The sequence below is a fragment of the Paenirhodobacter ferrireducens genome, from assembly GCF_004022265.1.
GTDB lineage: Bacteria > Pseudomonadota > Alphaproteobacteria > Rhodobacterales > Rhodobacteraceae > Rhodobacter > Rhodobacter ferrireducens.
The window spans coordinates 157265-172468 of the sequence record NZ_SAVB01000004.1 but is presented as its reverse complement, the minus strand read 5'-3'; the positions used below and the strand labels follow the sequence as shown (position 1 = coordinate 172468).

18 protein-coding genes are annotated in these 15204 nt (G+C 70.7%); 11 read left to right on the top strand and 7 right to left on the bottom strand.

Translation table 11 applies throughout. The features are described from left to right. Positions 1 to 5 precede the first annotated feature (5 nt). Positions 6 to 1028, bottom strand: a complete 1023-nt coding sequence (locus EOW65_RS04645) for an HlyD family secretion protein (protein WP_128147826.1) — start codon at positions 1026 to 1028, stop codon at positions 6 to 8. A 300-nt stretch (positions 1029 to 1328) separates the two neighbouring features. On the opposite strand from EOW65_RS04645, the gene EOW65_RS04640 reads away from it, so the two are divergent. Beyond that, positions 1329 to 2414: an AI-2E family transporter gene (locus EOW65_RS04640; RefSeq protein ID WP_128147825.1), complete on the top strand. Its 1086-nt coding sequence runs from the start codon at positions 1329 to 1331 to the stop codon at positions 2412 to 2414. On the opposite strand, the gene EOW65_RS04635 is transcribed toward EOW65_RS04640, so the two are convergent. Both EOW65_RS04635 and EOW65_RS04630 read right to left on the bottom strand, forming a co-directional pair. Next, positions 2386 to 2832: a hypothetical protein gene (locus EOW65_RS04635; RefSeq protein WP_128147824.1), complete on the bottom strand. Its 447-nt coding sequence runs from the start codon at positions 2830 to 2832 to the stop codon at positions 2386 to 2388. The two genes, EOW65_RS04640 and EOW65_RS04635, sit on opposite strands and share 29 nt — an antisense overlap. Positions 2833 to 2843: 11 nt before the next feature. Next, positions 2844 to 3119, bottom strand: a complete 276-nt coding sequence (locus EOW65_RS04630; protein WP_128147823.1) for a hypothetical protein — start codon at positions 3117 to 3119, stop codon at positions 2844 to 2846. A 195-nt stretch (positions 3120 to 3314) separates the two neighbouring features. Here EOW65_RS04630 and EOW65_RS04625 point away from each other — a divergent pair, with 195 nt between their 5' ends. From EOW65_RS04625 to EOW65_RS04600, 6 genes are all read left to right on the top strand, one after another. Then, positions 3315 to 3779, top strand: coding sequence for an RrF2 family transcriptional regulator (locus EOW65_RS04625; RefSeq protein WP_128147822.1), 465 nt, complete (start codon positions 3315 to 3317; stop codon positions 3777 to 3779). A 186-nt stretch (positions 3780 to 3965) separates the two neighbouring features. Then, a complete protein-coding gene (locus EOW65_RS04620; RefSeq protein WP_240664494.1) occupies positions 3966 to 5093 on the top strand; it encodes a sulfate ABC transporter substrate-binding protein in 1128 nt (375 codons plus the stop codon). Positions 5094 to 5100: 7 nt separating this feature from the next. Then, entirely contained in the window at positions 5101 to 5931 is an 831-nt protein-coding gene (gene cysT / locus EOW65_RS04615; protein ID WP_128147821.1) for a sulfate ABC transporter permease subunit CysT, read from the top strand. Beyond that, positions 5924 to 6808 (top strand): sulfate ABC transporter permease subunit CysW, encoded by an 885-nt coding sequence (gene cysW / locus EOW65_RS04610; RefSeq protein WP_128147820.1) that lies wholly within the window; start codon positions 5924 to 5926, stop codon positions 6806 to 6808. The genes cysT and cysW overlap by 8 nt, the downstream gene beginning before the upstream one ends. A 13-nt stretch (positions 6809 to 6821) precedes the next feature. Further along, positions 6822 to 7541: a sulfate/molybdate ABC transporter ATP-binding protein gene (locus EOW65_RS04605; RefSeq protein ID WP_128147819.1), complete on the top strand. Its 720-nt coding sequence runs from the start codon at positions 6822 to 6824 to the stop codon at positions 7539 to 7541. 10 nt (positions 7542 to 7551) lie between these two features. Next, positions 7552 to 8010, top strand: coding sequence for an Lrp/AsnC family transcriptional regulator (locus tag EOW65_RS04600; RefSeq protein ID WP_128147818.1), 459 nt, complete (start codon positions 7552 to 7554; stop codon positions 8008 to 8010). Here the strand turns inward: EOW65_RS04600 and cobS are convergent. From cobS to cobU, 3 genes are read right to left on the bottom strand one after another with little or no spacing between them, the layout of a single operon-like run. Continuing rightward, complete coding sequence (gene cobS, locus EOW65_RS04595) at positions 7998 to 8744, bottom strand: adenosylcobinamide-GDP ribazoletransferase (RefSeq protein ID WP_128147817.1); 747 nt, start codon at positions 8742 to 8744, stop codon at positions 7998 to 8000. The genes EOW65_RS04600 and cobS overlap by 13 nt on opposite strands. Further along, positions 8741 to 9748 (bottom strand): nicotinate-nucleotide--dimethylbenzimidazole phosphoribosyltransferase, encoded by a 1008-nt coding sequence (gene cobT, locus EOW65_RS04590; RefSeq protein WP_128147816.1) that lies wholly within the window; start codon positions 9746 to 9748, stop codon positions 8741 to 8743. Before cobT ends, cobS begins: the two co-directional genes overlap by 4 nt. Next, positions 9745 to 10248, bottom strand: a complete 504-nt coding sequence (gene cobU / locus EOW65_RS04585; RefSeq protein ID WP_113899923.1) for a bifunctional adenosylcobinamide kinase/adenosylcobinamide-phosphate guanylyltransferase — start codon at positions 10246 to 10248, stop codon at positions 9745 to 9747. Before cobU ends, cobT begins: the two co-directional genes overlap by 4 nt. Before the next feature lie 66 nt (positions 10249 to 10314). Between cobU and EOW65_RS04580 the strand changes: the two genes are divergently transcribed. The 4 genes from EOW65_RS04580 to cobD are packed head-to-tail and all read left to right on the top strand — an operon-like array spanning position 10315 to position 13575. Further along, positions 10315 to 10890 carry a histidine phosphatase family protein gene (locus EOW65_RS04580; RefSeq protein ID WP_128147815.1) on the top strand — a complete coding sequence of 192 codons (576 nt, stop codon included), beginning with the start codon at positions 10315 to 10317 and terminating at the stop codon, positions 10888 to 10890. Continuing rightward, on the top strand, positions 10887 to 11681 hold the full coding sequence (locus tag EOW65_RS04575; RefSeq protein ID WP_128147814.1) for a propanediol utilization protein: 795 nt from the start codon (positions 10887 to 10889) through the stop codon (positions 11679 to 11681). The genes EOW65_RS04580 and EOW65_RS04575 overlap by 4 nt, the downstream gene beginning before the upstream one ends. Continuing rightward, positions 11678 to 12616: an adenosylcobinamide-phosphate synthase CbiB gene (cbiB, locus tag EOW65_RS04570; protein WP_128147813.1), complete on the top strand. Its 939-nt coding sequence runs from the start codon at positions 11678 to 11680 to the stop codon at positions 12614 to 12616. Before EOW65_RS04575 ends, cbiB begins: the two co-directional genes overlap by 4 nt. Next, positions 12616 to 13575 (top strand): threonine-phosphate decarboxylase CobD, encoded by a 960-nt coding sequence (cobD, locus tag EOW65_RS04565; RefSeq protein ID WP_128147812.1) that lies wholly within the window; start codon positions 12616 to 12618, stop codon positions 13573 to 13575. The genes cbiB and cobD overlap by 1 nt, the downstream gene beginning before the upstream one ends. Here the strand turns inward: cobD and EOW65_RS04560 are convergent. Further along, positions 13572 to 15017, bottom strand: coding sequence for a cobyric acid synthase (locus EOW65_RS04560; RefSeq protein ID WP_128147811.1), 1446 nt, complete (start codon positions 15015 to 15017; stop codon positions 13572 to 13574). The two genes, cobD and EOW65_RS04560, sit on opposite strands and share 4 nt — an antisense overlap. Positions 15018 to 15204: the final 187 nt, after the last annotated feature.

The following is a 15204-nucleotide window of genomic DNA, read 5'->3' as shown; positions in this document are numbered from 1 at the left end:
CCGGCCTATTGCGGCAGTTTGACTTGAAGGTTCGCCGGCCATTCGGCATCGGGGCGGGTGCGGACATAGCCGATGCCGCGCACGCCGACCTTCACCTGATCCTCGAACTTCTCGAGCAGCTCCTTCGGGATCGTCAGCTTGACGCGGAACACCAGCTGTTCGCGCTCTTCCTGCGTCTCGACGCTCTTTGGCGTGAACTGCGCCTCGGGCGCGATGAAGGTGATCTTCGCCGGCACCACATATTGCGGGATCGGGTCGAGGATCATCCGCGCCTCGTCATTCGAGGCGAGCGTGCCGACCACCGTCGCCGGCAGATAGAGGTTCATGTAGACGTCGGTCAGATCGAGCAGCGTCGCCACCGGCGTGCCCGCGGCGATCACCTCGCCCGGCTCGTGCAGCCGGTATTCGACCCGCCCGCGCAGCGGCGCGCGCACCGTCAGATCGTCGAGCGCCACCTTGACCTGCTCGACGCTCGCCTCGGCCGCAGCGATCAGCGCGTCCCCGTTCGAGACCTGCGCCTGCGCCGCGGCAAGCGCCGCCTTCGCGGTTTCAAGCGCGTTCGTCACGTCATCCAGCACGCTTTGCGCGGCGTGGCCCTCGGCATGCAGGGTGACGGTGCGGTCATAGGTGGTCTGCGCCACGGAAAGCGCACTTTGCGCCTGCGTCACTGCGGCCTGCGCCTGCTCCTTCGCCGCCTTCGCCTGCAGCACCGAGGCTTCGGCGGCCAAGAGCTGCGCCTGATAGGAACGGTCGTCGATCTTCGCGATCACCTCGCCCGCCTCGACGATCTGGCCCTCGTGCACGTCAACCTCGGTGATCCGCCCGGCGTATTTCGGCGCGACGTCGACGCTTTGCGCCTCGATCCGGCCGTTCGAGCTGGCGATTGCGGTCTCGGCCTCGCGCAGGCCGAGTCTGACCAGCAGATCGTCGAAGAAACCACCGGCTGCGGCGGCAGTGGGCAGCGTGGCGCCGAGGCAGGTGCAGACAAGAAGGGCCCGAGTCAGCGACACCTGTTTTGTACGGATCATGCGCGATCTCCTTCCGGAACGGTTCCCGCGCCGGCGCGTCGGGACGCGGGGTCGGCAGGGAGGGGCCGGCGTTGCGGTTGCGCGCAGGCTGACGCGAAAGCCCCGCTCTGTCAACGCGGCCATGCGCTGTCTTCGACTGTTTCGTCGGAGCAAAATCCGATATTTTTCAATTTATTGACAAGATGTTTACGGCCCGGCGGAAACCGTGGCGGCAATCCGCGTGTTCTCGGCCGGCGCGCTGCGATATGCTGCCGCTGTCGGGGCCCGCTCCCCGTCGTGACCCTTGCGGAGCTCCGCCCGATGTTCAGATCCCCTTCGCCGAATGCCAGCTTCTTCGCCCTGGTCGTGCTGGTCTCCGTCGCCTTCATCTGGCTCGTGCTGCCCTGGTATGGTTCGGTGCTCTGGGCGGTGATCCTGGCGCTGTTGTTCCGGCCGCTGCAGGTCAGGCTCGAGCGCCGCTTTGGCGGTCGCCGGTCGCTGGCCGCCTTTGTCAGCGTGCTTGCCTGCATCTGTATCGTGGTGATCCCGGGGGTGCTGATCCTTGCGGCGCTGGCGCGCGAGGCCTCGGCACTCACCGCCTCGATCAGCAGCCGCGAATTCGATCCCGCGGCGTTGCTCGACCAGGTCCGCGCGGCGCTGCCCGCCGGGGCACGGCACGTGCTCTCGTCGCTGAACCTGGGCGATTTCGGCGACATGCAGTCGGGCATCACCAGTTTTCTCGAAAACGTCAGCCAGACCATCGCCACCCGCGCCTTCACCATCACCCAGGGGACGGCGCAACTCTTCGTCAGTTTTGGTGTGATGCTCTATCTGCTGTTCTTCCTGTTCCGTGACGGGCCGGCGCTGGCCGCCACGATCCGCCGCGCCAGCCCGCTCAGCGACCATCACACCGGCAAGCTGATCGAGGAATTCGAGGCAGTGATGCGCGCGACGGTGAAGGGCAACATCATCATCGCGGTGATCCAGGGCACGATCGGCGGGCTTGCCTTTGCCGCGCTCGGCATCCGCGCGGCACTGCTGTGGGGGGTGCTGATGGCGCTGCTGTCGCTGGTGCCGGCGGTGGGGGCAAGCCTCGTGTGGCTGCCGGTGTCGCTGTACCTGCTGATCTCGGGCGAGGTGCTGCGCGGCGTGGCGCTGATGCTGGTGGGCATGCTGGTGATCAGCCTGATCGACAACTTCCTGCGCCCGCCGCTGGTCGGCAAAAGCACCCGGCTGCCCGATTATCTCGTGCTGCTGTCGACGGTGGGCGGGCTGACGCTCGTCGGCGTGAACGGCTTCGTCATCGGCCCGCTGATCGCGGCGCTCTTCGTCGCGGTCTGGTCGCTGTACATGCAAGACCGCAGTTCGGACGGCGGGCTTACTCCGCCGCCTTCTTCCGGGCCATGATCCGGCGCAGCATGCCAAGCAGGCTGAGCCCGATCGAGATCGAGCTGCCAAGTGATTCGATTCGTCCCTCGACGCCGGCGACGGTGCCCTGGGTCTCGGCGAGGGCTCGGGCGCGGGCGATCTCCTCCATCTCGGTCAGTGCCGTCATCTCGGCCGAGCCGGGTTCGCTCAGCGCGAAAAGCAGCAGGCCGACGGCAAGCACCAGGTAGCCGCCCGCCAGCACGCCGGTTGCGCCGAGCTCGCCCAGCGGCGCCAGCAGCGCGAGGTAGAGCGTCCGGGTGGCAAAACTCGCCGCGACGATCAGCGCGGCGACGGCGAGCATGCCCGCGAGCGCGCGGCGGATCATCTGCTTCAGCAGCAGCCGGCGCCGCATCAGCGCGACACGGGCGTAGAACTTGGTCGATTCGAATCCGGTCATGCTTTTCCCTTTCAGCGCAGCTGGCGCCCGATCACCACGCCAAGCGCCAGCCCGACACCAAGCGCGGCCAAAGCCGTCAGCTTCGGAAACTTCTCGATTTCATCTGACATGTCATCAAGCGTGGCGCCGATGGTTTCCATCAGCCCCTCCAGCTGTGCGCTGTCGGCTGCCGCGGCCTCGGCCGTGTCCTGCACCGGCTCGGCCATCTTGCGCGCCCGCCCGGTCTGCGAGGTGACATGGGCGTCAAATTCCGCGCGAAGCTGGGTGATTTCGTCCTTCAGGCTCATCTTCCGCTCCCTTTCCGGTTTCGGGGCTCTGGTCCGATCAAGCGCCGGAAATGCGCGTTCGGCAAGCCCTTGCGGCAATTGCCGGCGCGGCAAGAAGCGGGTGTGGCGGGGCAGGGGCGCTCGCGCAGGGCGGGAAAACCCGACCCGAGCGGTCGGTTTTGTTGCGGGGGCGCCGGGGCTGCGGTATCAAGGCACATGATCACGCAGAAGATGAAATATGCGCTGAAGGCGCTGATGGTGCTGGGCGACGAGAAGGCCGCCGAGGGCAAGGCGCTGCGCATCGAGGAGATCGCGACGCGCTCCGGTGCACCGAAGCGCTTTCTCGAGCACATCCTGCTCGAGCTGCGCAACGCCGGCTATATCGCCTCGACCCGTGGCCGGTCGGGCGGTTATGCGCTGATCAAGGAACCGGCGCAGGTGCCGATCTCGGATCTGTTGCGGATGATCGACGGGCCGATCGCGCCCTTGCCCTGCCTGTCGCGCAAGGCCTACCAGCGCTGCGACGACTGTTCCGACGAGGAAAGCTGCCGGATCCGCCGCGTCTTCGCCGAGCTCTACTGGTCCTATCTCGTGCTGATCGAATCGCTCACGCTCGAGGACATGCTGCATGCCACGCCGATGGCACAGAAGATCCTTGCGCAGCCGTTGCCGCCGGGCTGATCCGGCATCTTCCTGAACTGACGTGAAACTCCGGGCCGCACTGCGGCCCGTTGCCACATCCTGCGCCGGGGAATCATTTTCCAAAATCTCGATGAAATAAGGCGAGTTTTTTCCGTTGCAAATAACGACAATCTCTGTCGTGATAAACGTGAAGGGGCAAGGTGCCCTGCACGACAGGAGGGAAGCATGTTCAGAACGATCCAGTTCGCCGGCCGCCTCAGCGCACAGGGCCAGCTCGTCGAGGCGCATCCCGACGGGCGCGTCACCATCACCACCGGCCGCGAGATCCTCACCGGATTTCCGGTGAACCTGGTGCGGGCGGCGCGCACCACGGTGACGGCGCTGACGCTGGCGCTTGCGGCCCTTGCCGTGGCACCGCAGCCGACGCAGGCCGCCGAGACGCTGCTCAACGTCAGCTACGATCCGACCCGTGAATTCTACCGCGATTACGACAAGCTGTTCGCCGACTGGTGGGGCGCGCAGGGCCATGAGGCGGCGAAGATCGAGGTCTCGCACGGCGGTTCCGGCTCGCAGGCCCGGGCGGTGATCGACGGGCTCGACGCGCAGGTCGTGACCCTCGCGCTTGCCTCCGACATCGACAAGATCGCCGCCGCCGGCAAGCTGCCGGCCGACTGGCAGGGGCGTCTGCCGCACAATTCCTCGCCCTATACCTCGACCATCGTCTTCCTGGTGCGCGAGGGCAATCCGAAGGGCATCCACGACTGGGGCGACCTGGTGAAGGAGGGCGTCGAGGTCATCACCCCGAACCCGAAGACCTCGGGCGGGGCGCGCTGGAACTACCTCGCCGCCTGGGCCTGGGCCGAGAAGAACGGGCAGGACCCGAAGGCCTTCGTCGGTGATCTCTTCCGCCATGTTCCGGTGCTCGATACCGGCGCGCGCGGGGCGACCACGACCTTCGCGCAGCGCGGCATCGGTGACGTGCTGCTCGCCTGGGAGAACGAGGCCTGGCTGGCAGAGAAGCAGCTTGGCGCCGATGCCTTCGACATCGTCGTGCCCTCGGTCTCGATCCTCGCCGAGCCGCCGGTCGCGGTGGTCGACGCCAACATCAAGACCGACGCGCAGCGCGCGCTGGCCGATGCCTATCTCGAGCATCTCTACAGCCCCGAGGCGCAGGCGCTTGCGCTCAAGCATTTCTATCGTGCCTGGGATGCCTCGAAGGCCGCGCCCGAGGATGCCGCGCGCTTCGCCCCGCTGCAGCTGGTGACGATCGAGGATTTCGGCGGCTGGGCCAAGGCGCAGCCCGAGCACTTCGGCGACGGCGGCACCTTCGACCAGATCTATACCGCGAAGTGAGGTCGCCATGCGCATCGTCGCGAAATCCCCGATGCCCGGCTTCGCGCTCAGCGCGGGGCTGGTGCTCAGCCTGCTGAGCCTGATCGTGCTTCTGCCCATCGGCGCGCTGCTCGTGCGCGGCGCGGGGATGGGGCTCGGCGATCTCGCGGCGGCGATCTCGGGCGAGCGGGTGCGCTCGGCGCTCCTGCTCTCCTTCCGTTCGGCGCTGATCGCCGCGGCCTTCAACCTCGTCTTCGGCGTCGTCGTGGCCTGGGTGCTGGTGCGTTACCGCTTCCCCGGCCGGCGCCTGATCGACGCCGCGATCGACCTGCCTTTCGCGCTGCCGACGGCGGTCGCGGGCATCGCGCTCACTGCGCTTTACGCGCCGAACGGCGTCTTCGGCCAGATCGCGGCCGGGGCCGGGCTGCGCATCGCCTATGCGCCCCCGGGCATTCTGGTGGCGCTGGTTTTCGTCGGTCTGCCCTTCGTCGTGCGCACTGTGCAGCCGGTGATCGCCGAGATCGACCGTGAGGTCGAGGAGGCCTCGGCGACGCTTGGCGCCTCGCGGCTGACGACGCTGCGGCGGGTGGTGGCGCCGGTGCTGATGCCGGCCGCGCTCACCGGCTTTGCCCTCGCGCTGGCCCGCGGCGTGGGCGAATACGGCTCGGTGATCTTCATTGCCGGCAACCTGCCGATGAAGACCGAGATCGCGCCGCTTCTGATCGTCATCCGGCTCGAGGAATTCGACATCGACGGCGCCGCCGCGATCGGCATCGCCATGCTCGGCATCTCCTTCGCCATGCTTCTGCTCATCAATGCGGTCCAGGTCTGGAGCCGCCGGAGGATCGGTTATGTTTGACGCCGCCCATCTTGCCCCGCCCCGTCCCGCCCGCCGCTTCCGCGCCGCGACCGAGGAGCCCGCAGCCCTGCGCCGCGGCCTGATCGGCCTGGTCTTCGTGCTGCTGGCGGTGCTGCTCTTCGCCCCGCTCGTCACCGTCTTCGGCGAGGCGCTGTCACAGGGCGCGGGCGCCGCCCTGACCGCGCTGGCCGAGCCCGAGGCACATGCCGCGATCCGGCTGACGCTGCTGGTCACGGCGCTGTCGGTGCCGCTGACCGCCGTCTTCGGCCTGGCTGCCGGCTGGGCGATCGCGCGCTTCGACTTTCCCGGCAAGGCGGTGCTCATCACGCTCATCGACCTGCCGTTCTCGGTCTCGCCGGTGGTGGCGGGGCTCTGCCTCGTGCTGCTCTTCGGCGCGAATACAACGCTTGGCGACTGGCTCGTGGGGCAGGGGATGCCGGTCGTCTTCGCGCTGCCGGGGATCGTGCTGGCCACCGTCTTCGTCACCTTCCCCTTCGTCGCACGCGAGATCCTGCCGGTGATGGTCGAGCAGGGCCGCGCCGAGGAAGAAGCCGCGCTGACGCTGGGCGCCTCGGGCTGGCGGATGTTCTTCACCGTGACCTTGCCGAACATCCGCTGGGCACTGCTTTACGGCGTGCTTCTGGCCACCGCCCGCGCCATGGGCGAGTTCGGCGCCGTCGCGGTGGTGTCCGGCAAGATCCGCGGCGTCACCGCGACCGTGCCGATCGCGATCGAGATGCTCTACAACGAATACCTCACCGTTGCCGCCTTCTCGCTTGCCGCACTGCTCGCGAGCCTCGCGCTGGTGACCCTTGCCCTCAAGACCGCGCTCGAATGGCGTCATGCCGATGCACTTTCCGCCAACCGCCGTGCCTGAAAGGAGCCCTGCCATGCATATCGAGATCGACGAGATCGCGAAGACCTTCGGCCGCACCGCCGCGCTGCAGCCGGTGTCGCTGTCGATCCCCTCGGGGGCGCTGGTGGCGCTGCTCGGCCCCTCGGGCTCGGGCAAGACGACGCTGCTGCGCATCCTCGGCGGGCTCGAGTTTCCCGAATCCGGCCGCGTGCTGTTCGACGGCCATGACGCGACCGGCCTGACGGTGCAGGAGCGCCGCGCCGGCTTCGTGTTCCAGAACTACGCGCTCTTTCGCCACATGACGGTGTTCGAGAACATCGCCTATGGTCTGAAGGCCCGGCCGCGCGCCTTGCGGCCGGAAAAGGAGGAGATCGCCCGACGCGTGACGAAACTGCTCGAGCTGATCCGCCTGCCCGAGATCGGCGGGCGCTATCCGGCGCAGCTGTCGGGCGGGCAGCGGCAGCGCGTGGCGCTTGCCCGCGCACTGGCGATCGAGCCGCGGATGCTGTTGCTGGACGAACCCTTCGGCGCACTCGATGCCAAGGTCCGCAAGGAGCTGCGCCATGGCCTGCGCGAGATCCACGACACCACCGGACTGACCACGATCTTCGTCACCCACGATCAGGAGGAGGCGATGGAGCTGGCCGATCTGGTGGTGGTGATGTCGATGGGCCGGATCGAGCAGGTGGGCCGCCCGGCCGATCTGCGCGCGCGTCCTGCCTCGGCCTTCGTGCGCGAGTTCCTGACCGCCTGAGGAGGGGCAGATGGACGCCATCGACCGGCGCATCCTGAGCGAGCTGCAAGGCGATGCCTCGCTGCCGATCGCCGAGCTTGCCGATCGCGTCGGCCTGTCGCAAAGTCCGTGCTGGCGGCGGGTGCACAAGCTCGAAGAGGCCGGTGTCATCGCCGGCCGCACGATCCGGGTGGCGCCCGAGGCGCTCGGCCTCGGGCTCACCGTCTATGTCGAGGTGATCGCGCTCGACCACACGCCGGCGTGGCGCGCGGCCTTTCTGGCGGCGCTCGAGCCGATCCCCGAGGTAATGGAGGTGCTGCGCCTTGGCGGCGCGGCGGACTACCTGCTGCGCGTCGTCACCGTCGACATGGCAAGCTATGACGCGCTTTACCGGCGCCTGACCGAGGCGGTGCCGATGCGCGCCGTCACCTCGCGCTTCGTGATGGAGCGGCTGCTGAGCCGGCCGAGCCTGCCGCCTCAGCCGAGCTGAGCGACCAGCGCCATAAGAAGCGCGATCTCGGCCGCCTGCTCGCCGGTGCCCAGAACGTCGCCGCTCTGCCCGCCGATCTTCGCGCGGGCAAGCAGGCCGACGCCGAGCGTGGCCAGCGCAGCGGCCAGCAGGGCCAGCGCGGTGCCGGGGATCAGCGCCAGAACCGCAAGCCCGATCAGCAGCGCCGTCCCCACCGCTTCGCCCGGTACGCCGCGGGCCAGGTGGCCCATGCCTTCGGCGCGCGCGGGCGGCAGCGCCGCCATCAGCGCCACCGGCGCCACCCGCGCGGCACAGGCCATGACGATCAGCGCCGCGATCCCGTGCTCTGCCGCGGTCAGCGCCGCCAGCGCCTGCCAGCGCAGGCCGAGCGACAGGATCAGCGCCAGCGTGCCATAGGAGCCGATCCGGCTGTCGCGCATGATCTCGAGCCGCCGCGCCCGCTCACGCCCGCCCCAGAAGCCATCGGCGACATCGGCGAGCCCGTCCTCGTGCAGCCCGCCGGTGGTCACGACCATCGACGCAAGCGCCAGCCCCGCCGCCAGCATCGGCGGCAGGCCAAGCGCGCCGGCCACGGCCAGCACCGCCGCCGCGACCAGCCCGACGGCGAGCCCCGCCAGCGGAAAGGCCCAGGCTGCCGTGCCGATCGCCGGCGCGGGCTCGGGCAGCCGCCCCGCCGGCAGCCGCGTCAGCAGCATCAGCGCCAGCTGGGCCTCGGCGGCGCGGGCGCGGATCATGCCTCGCTGACCCCCGCCTCGCCGAAGGTCGCCATGCCGTTGTGGCATTCGAGCGCGGCGCGCAGGATGCCAAGCGCCAGCGCCGCGCCCGAGCCCTCGCCAAGGCGCATGTCGAATTCGACCACCGCCGTCTTGCCGATCGCCGCGAGCAGGCGCCGGTGCCCCGGCTCGGCCGAGGCATGGCCGACGAGGCAATGATCGAGCAACCGCGGCTCGGCGGCATAGAGCGTCGCCGCCGCCGCGGTGCAGATGAAACCGTCGAGAATCACCGGAATCCGCGCCGCCCGCGCCGCCAGCACCGCACCGCAGATCGCCGCCTGCTCGCGCCCGCCAAGGCTTGCGAGCGTCGTCATCGCGTCCTTGCCGCCATGGAGCCGCAGCCCCGCCTCGATCGCCGCGACCTTGCGCCTGATCCCGGCATCGTCCGAGCCGGTGCCGGGCCCGACCCAGTCGGCCGGCGTCGCGCCGAAAAGCGCCGAGGCGAGCGCCGCCGCGATCGTCGAATTGCCGATGCCCATCTCGCCGAGGATCAGCACATCGGCCGTGGGATCGACCGCCGCCGCGCCGCGGTTCATCGCATCAAGCGTCTCGGCCTCGGTCATCGCCGGGCCCTGGGTGAAATCGGCGGTGGGATGATCGAGATCGAGCGCGACGACGCTCAGCTCGGCCCCGTTGACCCGGCACAGCTGGTTGATCGAGGCGCCGCCGGCCTCGAAATTCGCCACCATCTGCTTCGTCACGTCCTGCGGATAGGGGTTCACCCCCTGCGCGCAGACGCCGTGGTTGCCGGCAAAAATTACCGCCTGCGCCTTGGCGATGCGCGGCCGGTCGGTGCCGCGCCAGCCCGCCATGAAGATCGCCAGATCCTCGAGCCGGCCGAGCGATCCCGGCGGCTTCGTCAGGCTGTTCTGCCGGGCAAGGGCGGCAGCGCGGGCGCCCTCGTCCACGGCCGGCAGCGTGTCCGCCAGCGCGGCGATTTCGGCAAGCGATTGGAATGTCATCATTTCACCTTCATCGGCAGGCCGGCCACGGCGAAGATCACCTCGTCCGCCACGGCCGCGACCCATTGGTTGAGAAGCCCCGCGGCATCGCGGAACTCGCGGGCAAGCCGGTTCTCGGGCACGATGCCCAGACCGACCTCGTTCGTCACCAGAACCACCGGCGAGGTCTGTCGGGCAAGTGCGGCGCACAGATCGCGCCCCGCCGCCTGCCAGTCGTGCCCGCCGAGCATCTGGTTCGTCAGCCACAGCGTCAGACAGTCGACCAGCCGCGGCGCGCCATCGGTCGCGGCCAGCGCGCCGACAAGGTCGAGCGGCTCCTGCACCGTCCGCCATTCGGCGCCGCGCCGGGCCTGATGCGCCGCGATCCGGGTTTCCATCTCGCCGTCGAAGGCCTGCGCGGTGGCGATGTAGACGGCCGGCGTGCCGAAGCCGAGGGTGCGGCCCTCGGCGATCGCGCTCTTGCCCGAACGCACGCCGCCGGTAATCAGGATGGTCTGGCTCATGGTTTCTCTTGTCCCCCGCCCGGCTTCAAAGCAGAAACGGCGCAGCCGCGAAAGGAGAAATGCGAGATGTCCGCCGAGGGGATGCGCGAGCTGGTCTTCATCCGTCATGCGCCCGCGCGCCATGGCGGCTGTCTGGCCGGTCGCCGCGATGTGCCGGCCGATCTGCCCGCCGCGGCCACGCTTGCCGCGCTGCGCGCCGAGCTGGGGCCTTTGCGTGTCGTCGCCTCGCCCGCGCTGCGCTGCCGGCAGACCGCGGCGGCGCTCTGGCCCGATCAGGAGCCCGAGACCGATCCGCGGTTGTGGGAACAGGATTTCGGCGAGTGGGAAGGGCTGCCCTTCGCCGATCTGCCCGATATCGGCACGCTCTCTGCGTCTGAACTCGCCGCGCATCGCCCGCCGCGCGGCGAAAGCTTTGCCGATCTGTGTGCCCGCGCCACCCCGGCGATTGCGGCGCTGGCGGCGGGCGAGGGGCGGGTGGCCGTCGTCGCCCATGCCGGCATCGTGCGCGCGGCGCTGGCGCTCGCCACCGGATCGGTGCCGGGCGCGCTCGCCTTTCAGGTGGCGCCGCTGTCGCTCACCCGGCTGCTGGCGCTGCCCGGCGGCGGCTGGTCGGTGGCCGGCGTGAACCGGGTCTGCGGATGAGGGGGAGCCTGCACGTCCCCGGCCATTTCGGCGAGTTCCTGCAGGGTCGGCTTGGCCCCGACGGGCCGGTGGCGCTGATCACGCTGCCCTGCCCGTCGCTCGGCGTCGTCGCGCAGGCAAGCGGCGGGCGCGGGCTCATGCTGCATGGCGGGCCGCCGCCGGCGCAGGCGCGCGCGCTGCTCGCCCGGCTTGACCTGCCGCTGCCCGGCCGCTTGGCGCTGCGCCCGCTCGCGCCGCCCGGCATGGGCACCGGGGTTTCGACGGCTGCGCTGGTGGCGCTCGCCCGGCTTGCGGGCTGGCAGGGCCCGCCCGAGGGGCTCGCCCGCGCCTGCGTCGCGGCCGAGGGCGCCTCGGACCCGCTGATGTTCGCGTCTCCCGCGCGGCGTCTGTGGGCCTCGCGCGAGGGGCGGACGGTGGCGCATCTGCCGGCGCTGCCGCGGTTTCACGCGATCGGCGGTTTCTGGGGCCCGCCGCGCCGGACCGAGCCGCGCGACGCGGGCTTCCCCGACATCGCCGACCTCGCCCGGCTCTGGGCCCGGGGCGGCGATCTGCCCACCCTGGCGGCACTCGCCAGCGAAAGCGCGCGCCGCACCCTTGCGTTGCGCGGCCCCGTGGGCGATCCCTCGGCCGGGATCGCCCGCGCGCTTGGTGCCGCCGGGTATGCGATTGCCCATACCGGCGCCGCCCGTGCCTTCCTCTTCGTGCCGGGCACTCTGCCCGCGGGCGCAGGGGCGGTGCTGCGCGCCGCGGGCCTTACCGGCATCCGCCGCTTCACCGGAGGAGAAAGATGAGTTTTGCCGCGATGATGCTGGTCGCCTGCGCGATCGACCTGATCTTCGGCTGGCCCGACGCGCTGTTTCGCCGCATCGGCCACCCGGTCACCTGGCTTGGCGCGCTGATCGCGACGCTTGACCGCCGGCTGAACCGCGAGGGCACGGCGCGGCGCGCCCGCGGTGTCTTCGCCGCGCTTCTCACCATCGCCCTTGCGGCGGGGGCGGGGGCGGTCGCACAGGCGCTGCTGCCGGCGGGGCCGCTCGGCATCGTGATCGGCGGCGTGCTGGCCTGGCCGCTCGTCGCGATCCGCTCGATGCACGACCATGTCGCAGCTGTCGCCCGGCCGCTCGTCGCCGGTGACCTTGGCGCTGCGCGGCAGGCGGTGTCGATGATCGTCGGCCGCGATCCCGCGGCGCTGGATGAGGCTGGCGTCGCCCGCGCGGCGCTGGAAAGCCTGGCCGAAAACAGCTCGGACGGGATCACCGCGCCCCTTTTCTGGGGCGTGGTGGCGGGGCTGCCGGGAATTGCCGCCTACAAGGCGATCAACACGCTCGATTCGATGATCGGCCACCGCACCGCACGGCACGAGGCCTTCGGCTGGGCCGCGGCGCGCATCGACGATGTCGCGAACCTGATCCCGGCGCGGCTGACCGGGGTGGTCTTCGCGCTGGTCTCGCGCGCGCCCGGCCGCGCGCTTGCGGTGATGATGCGCGACGCCCGCGCGCATCGCTCGCCCAATGCCGGCTGGCCCGAGGCGGCGCTTGCCGGGGCGCTTGGCGTGCGGCTGTCCGGGCCGCGGATCTACGGCACCACGGTGGCGGCCGAGCCCTGGCTGAACGGCACCGCCCCCGATCCCGCGCCGCTTGACCTTGCCCGCGGCCTTGCGCTTTACCGTCGGGCGATGGCGGGGCTCGGGCTTCTCCTCGCGGCGGCGGCAGTCTGGGGGATCTGATGCGCGATCACGGTGGTAATCTGGATGCGGCGCGGGCGCGCTTTGGCGGCACCGACTGGATCGACCTCTCGACCGGCATCAACCGCGCGCCCTATCCGCTGCCGCCGCTGCCGCCCGAGGTCTGGACGGCGCTGCCCACGGCGCCGGCCAAGGCCGCACTGCTTGCCGCCGCGCAGGCAGCCTTTGGCACCGCGGCGCCGGGGATGGCGCTGGCCGGCGCGCAGGCGGCAATCCAGATGTTGCCCCGCCTTGGCCCGCCCGGACGCGCCCGGGTGCTGGCGCCGACCTATAACGAGCATGCCGCACAGCTGCGCGCCGCCGGCTGGCAGGTCGAGGAGGTGGCACGACTGACGGACCTTGCCGGCGCCGATCTGGCCGTGGTCGTCAACCCGAACAACCCCGACGGCCAGACCCACGCGCCCGCCGATCTGCTGGCGCTGTCGGGCGCTGTCGGCCGGCTGGTGGTCGATGAAAGCTTTGCCGACCCGGTGCCGGGGCTGTCGGTCGCTGCCCATGCCGGCACCGATGGGCTGACGGTGCTGCGCTCCTTCGGCAAGTTCTGGGGCCTTGCCGGGCTGCGCCTCGGCTTCGTCTTCGCCGATGCGGCGACGATCGCCGCGCTCGAGGCCGCGGCCGGGCCCTGGCCGGTCTCGGGCCCCGCGCTCGAGATCGGCCGGATCGCGCTTGCCGATGCGCCCTGGTGCGCGGCGACCATCGCCCGGCTCGCGGCCGAGGCCCTCCGCCTCGATGCGCTGGCGCAGGGGGCGGGCTGGTCGCTTGTCGGCGGCACGGCGCTGTTTCGCACCTATGCCACGCCCGATGCACCGGCGGCACTGGAGGGCCTTGCCCGCGAACGGATCTGGTCGCGGATCTTCCCCTGGTCACCCACCTGGCTGCGCCTTGGCCTGCCCGGCGGCGCGGCGGAATGGGGCCGGCTGAGCGCCGCGCTCGCCCGCTAACGCGCGAGCGCCAGAAGCCCCGTCACGTCGAGATGTTCCTCGACGTGATCGGCGAGGGCCTCGAGCGCCGCCTCGACCCCGGCCTCGTGCCCACGGCCCGAGGCGGCGATGCCCAGCCCGCTGAGGAAAGCCGCACGGAAGTCGTCGGCGGCAAAGAGCCCGTGCAGATAGCTGCCGCTCACCCGCCCGTCGGCCGAGATCGCGCCCTCCGCCGCGCCGGCAATATCGGCGAAGGGGCGGGCGCGGTCCGGCCCCTCGGTGCGGCCGATGTGGATTTCATAGCCCTCGACCGCCAGCCCGGTGCCCGCATGGCGCGCCGAGACCCGGCTCAACCGCTTCTCTGGCGTCATCACCGTGGTCACGTCGAGAAGGCCCAGCCCGGGGCTTTCGCCCGCGGGCCCCTCGATCCCCTCGGGATCGGCGATCACGCGGCCCAGCATCTGATACCCGCCGCAGATGCCCAGCACAGCGCCGCCGCGGCGCAGATGGGCGGCGAGGTCGATGTCCCAGCCCTGCGCGCGCAGGAAGGCGAGATCGCCGCGCGTCGATTTCGTGCCGGGCAGGATCACCAGCCGCGCATCGCCCGGGATCGGCTCGCCCGCGCGCACCATCACCAGCTCGACCCCCGGCTCGGCCGCGAGCGGGTCGAGGTCGTCGAAATTCGCGATCCGCGAGAAGCTCAGACAGGCGATCTTCACCCCGCCCGAGGCCGGGCCCGAAACCAGGTCGAGCGCATCCTCGGCGGGCAGGCGATGCGCCGCGGAGAACCAGGGCAGCACGCCGAAACCGGGCCAGCCGGTGCGTGTCTCGATGAAGCGATAGCCATCGTCGAAGAGCCGCGGGTCGCCGCGGAACTTGTTCACGACAAAGCCGCGCACCAGCGCCGCGTCGGCCGGGTCCAGCACCGCCTGCGTGCCGACGATCTGCGCGATCACCCCGCCGCGGTCGATGTCGCCGGCGAGCACCACCGGCACCCCGGCCGCGCGCGCAAAGCCCATGTTGGCGATGTCGTTCGCGCGCAGGTTCACCTCGGCTGGACTGCCCGCGCCCTCGACGAGGACAAGGTCATGCGCCGCTGAAAGCCGGCCGAAGCTTTCGAGCACCGCCCCCATCAGCCCGGCGCGGAAGGTGGCATAGTCGCGCGCCCCGGTGACGGCGCGCCGCCGCCCCTGCACGATGACCTGCGCCCCGGTCTCGCTTTCGGGCTTCAGCAGCACCGGGTTCATGTCGGTGACGGGCAGAAGCCCCGCCGCCCGCGCCTGCAGTGCCTGCGCCCGGCCGATCTCGCCGCCGTCGGCAGTGACCGCCGCGTTGTTCGACATGTTCTGCGGCTTGAAGGGGGCGACACTCAGCCCGCGCCGCCGCGCCGCCCGGCACAGCCCGGCCACCAGCATCGACTTGCCGACGTTCGAGCCCGTGCCCTGGATCATCAGCGCCGTCATCCCCGGCCTCCTGCCGTCGTGCGGCCGAGACTGCGGGAGCCTCCGGCGGAGGTATTTGAGGCAAGATGAAAGGGCTGGGCGGTTCCAGCAATGCCGCGCCGCGCCTCGGGCCGGCGGAGCGGGGGAGACGCGGCGCTTTCACCTTGCGCGGTCATCGGGACCTCTCCCTGTACCGCCCCGTCAGCGT

Bases quoted from the DNA above. Each gene is read 5' to 3' on its own strand.
- EOW65_RS04560 (WP_128147811.1), bottom strand. From the start codon at position 15,017: ATGACGGCGCTGATGATCCAGGGCACGGGCTCGAACGTCGGCAAGTCG.
- cobD (WP_128147812.1), top strand. From the start codon at position 12,616: ATGCGCGATCACGGTGGTAATCTGGATGCGGCGCGGGCGCGCTTTGGC.
- EOW65_RS04575 (WP_128147814.1), top strand. From the start codon at position 10,887: ATGAGGGGGAGCCTGCACGTCCCCGGCCATTTCGGCGAGTTCCTGCAG.
- cbiB (WP_128147813.1), top strand. From the start codon at position 11,678: ATGAGTTTTGCCGCGATGATGCTGGTCGCCTGCGCGATCGACCTGATC.
- cysT (WP_128147821.1), top strand. From the start codon at position 5,101: ATGCGCATCGTCGCGAAATCCCCGATGCCCGGCTTCGCGCTCAGCGCG.
- EOW65_RS04645 (WP_128147826.1), bottom strand. From the start codon at position 1,028: ATGATCCGTACAAAACAGGTGTCGCTGACTCGGGCCCTTCTTGTCTGC.
- EOW65_RS04630 (WP_128147823.1), bottom strand. From the start codon at position 3,119: ATGAGCCTGAAGGACGAAATCACCCAGCTTCGCGCGGAATTTGACGCC.
- EOW65_RS04600 (WP_128147818.1), top strand. From the start codon at position 7,552: ATGGACGCCATCGACCGGCGCATCCTGAGCGAGCTGCAAGGCGATGCC.
- cobT (WP_128147816.1), bottom strand. From the start codon at position 9,748: ATGATGACATTCCAATCGCTTGCCGAAATCGCCGCGCTGGCGGACACG.
- EOW65_RS04635 (WP_128147824.1), bottom strand. From the start codon at position 2,832: ATGACCGGATTCGAATCGACCAAGTTCTACGCCCGTGTCGCGCTGATG.
- EOW65_RS04620 (WP_240664494.1), top strand. From the start codon at position 3,966: ATGTTCAGAACGATCCAGTTCGCCGGCCGCCTCAGCGCACAGGGCCAG.
- cobS (WP_128147817.1), bottom strand. From the start codon at position 8,744: ATGATCCGCGCCCGCGCCGCCGAGGCCCAGCTGGCGCTGATGCTGCTG.
- cobU (WP_113899923.1), bottom strand. From the start codon at position 10,248: ATGAGCCAGACCATCCTGATTACCGGCGGCGTGCGTTCGGGCAAGAGC.
- EOW65_RS04580 (WP_128147815.1), top strand. From the start codon at position 10,315: ATGTCCGCCGAGGGGATGCGCGAGCTGGTCTTCATCCGTCATGCGCCC.
- EOW65_RS04640 (WP_128147825.1), top strand. From the start codon at position 1,329: ATGTTCAGATCCCCTTCGCCGAATGCCAGCTTCTTCGCCCTGGTCGTG.
- cysW (WP_128147820.1), top strand. From the start codon at position 5,924: ATGTTTGACGCCGCCCATCTTGCCCCGCCCCGTCCCGCCCGCCGCTTC.
- EOW65_RS04625 (WP_128147822.1), top strand. From the start codon at position 3,315: ATGATCACGCAGAAGATGAAATATGCGCTGAAGGCGCTGATGGTGCTG.
- EOW65_RS04605 (WP_128147819.1), top strand. From the start codon at position 6,822: ATGCATATCGAGATCGACGAGATCGCGAAGACCTTCGGCCGCACCGCC.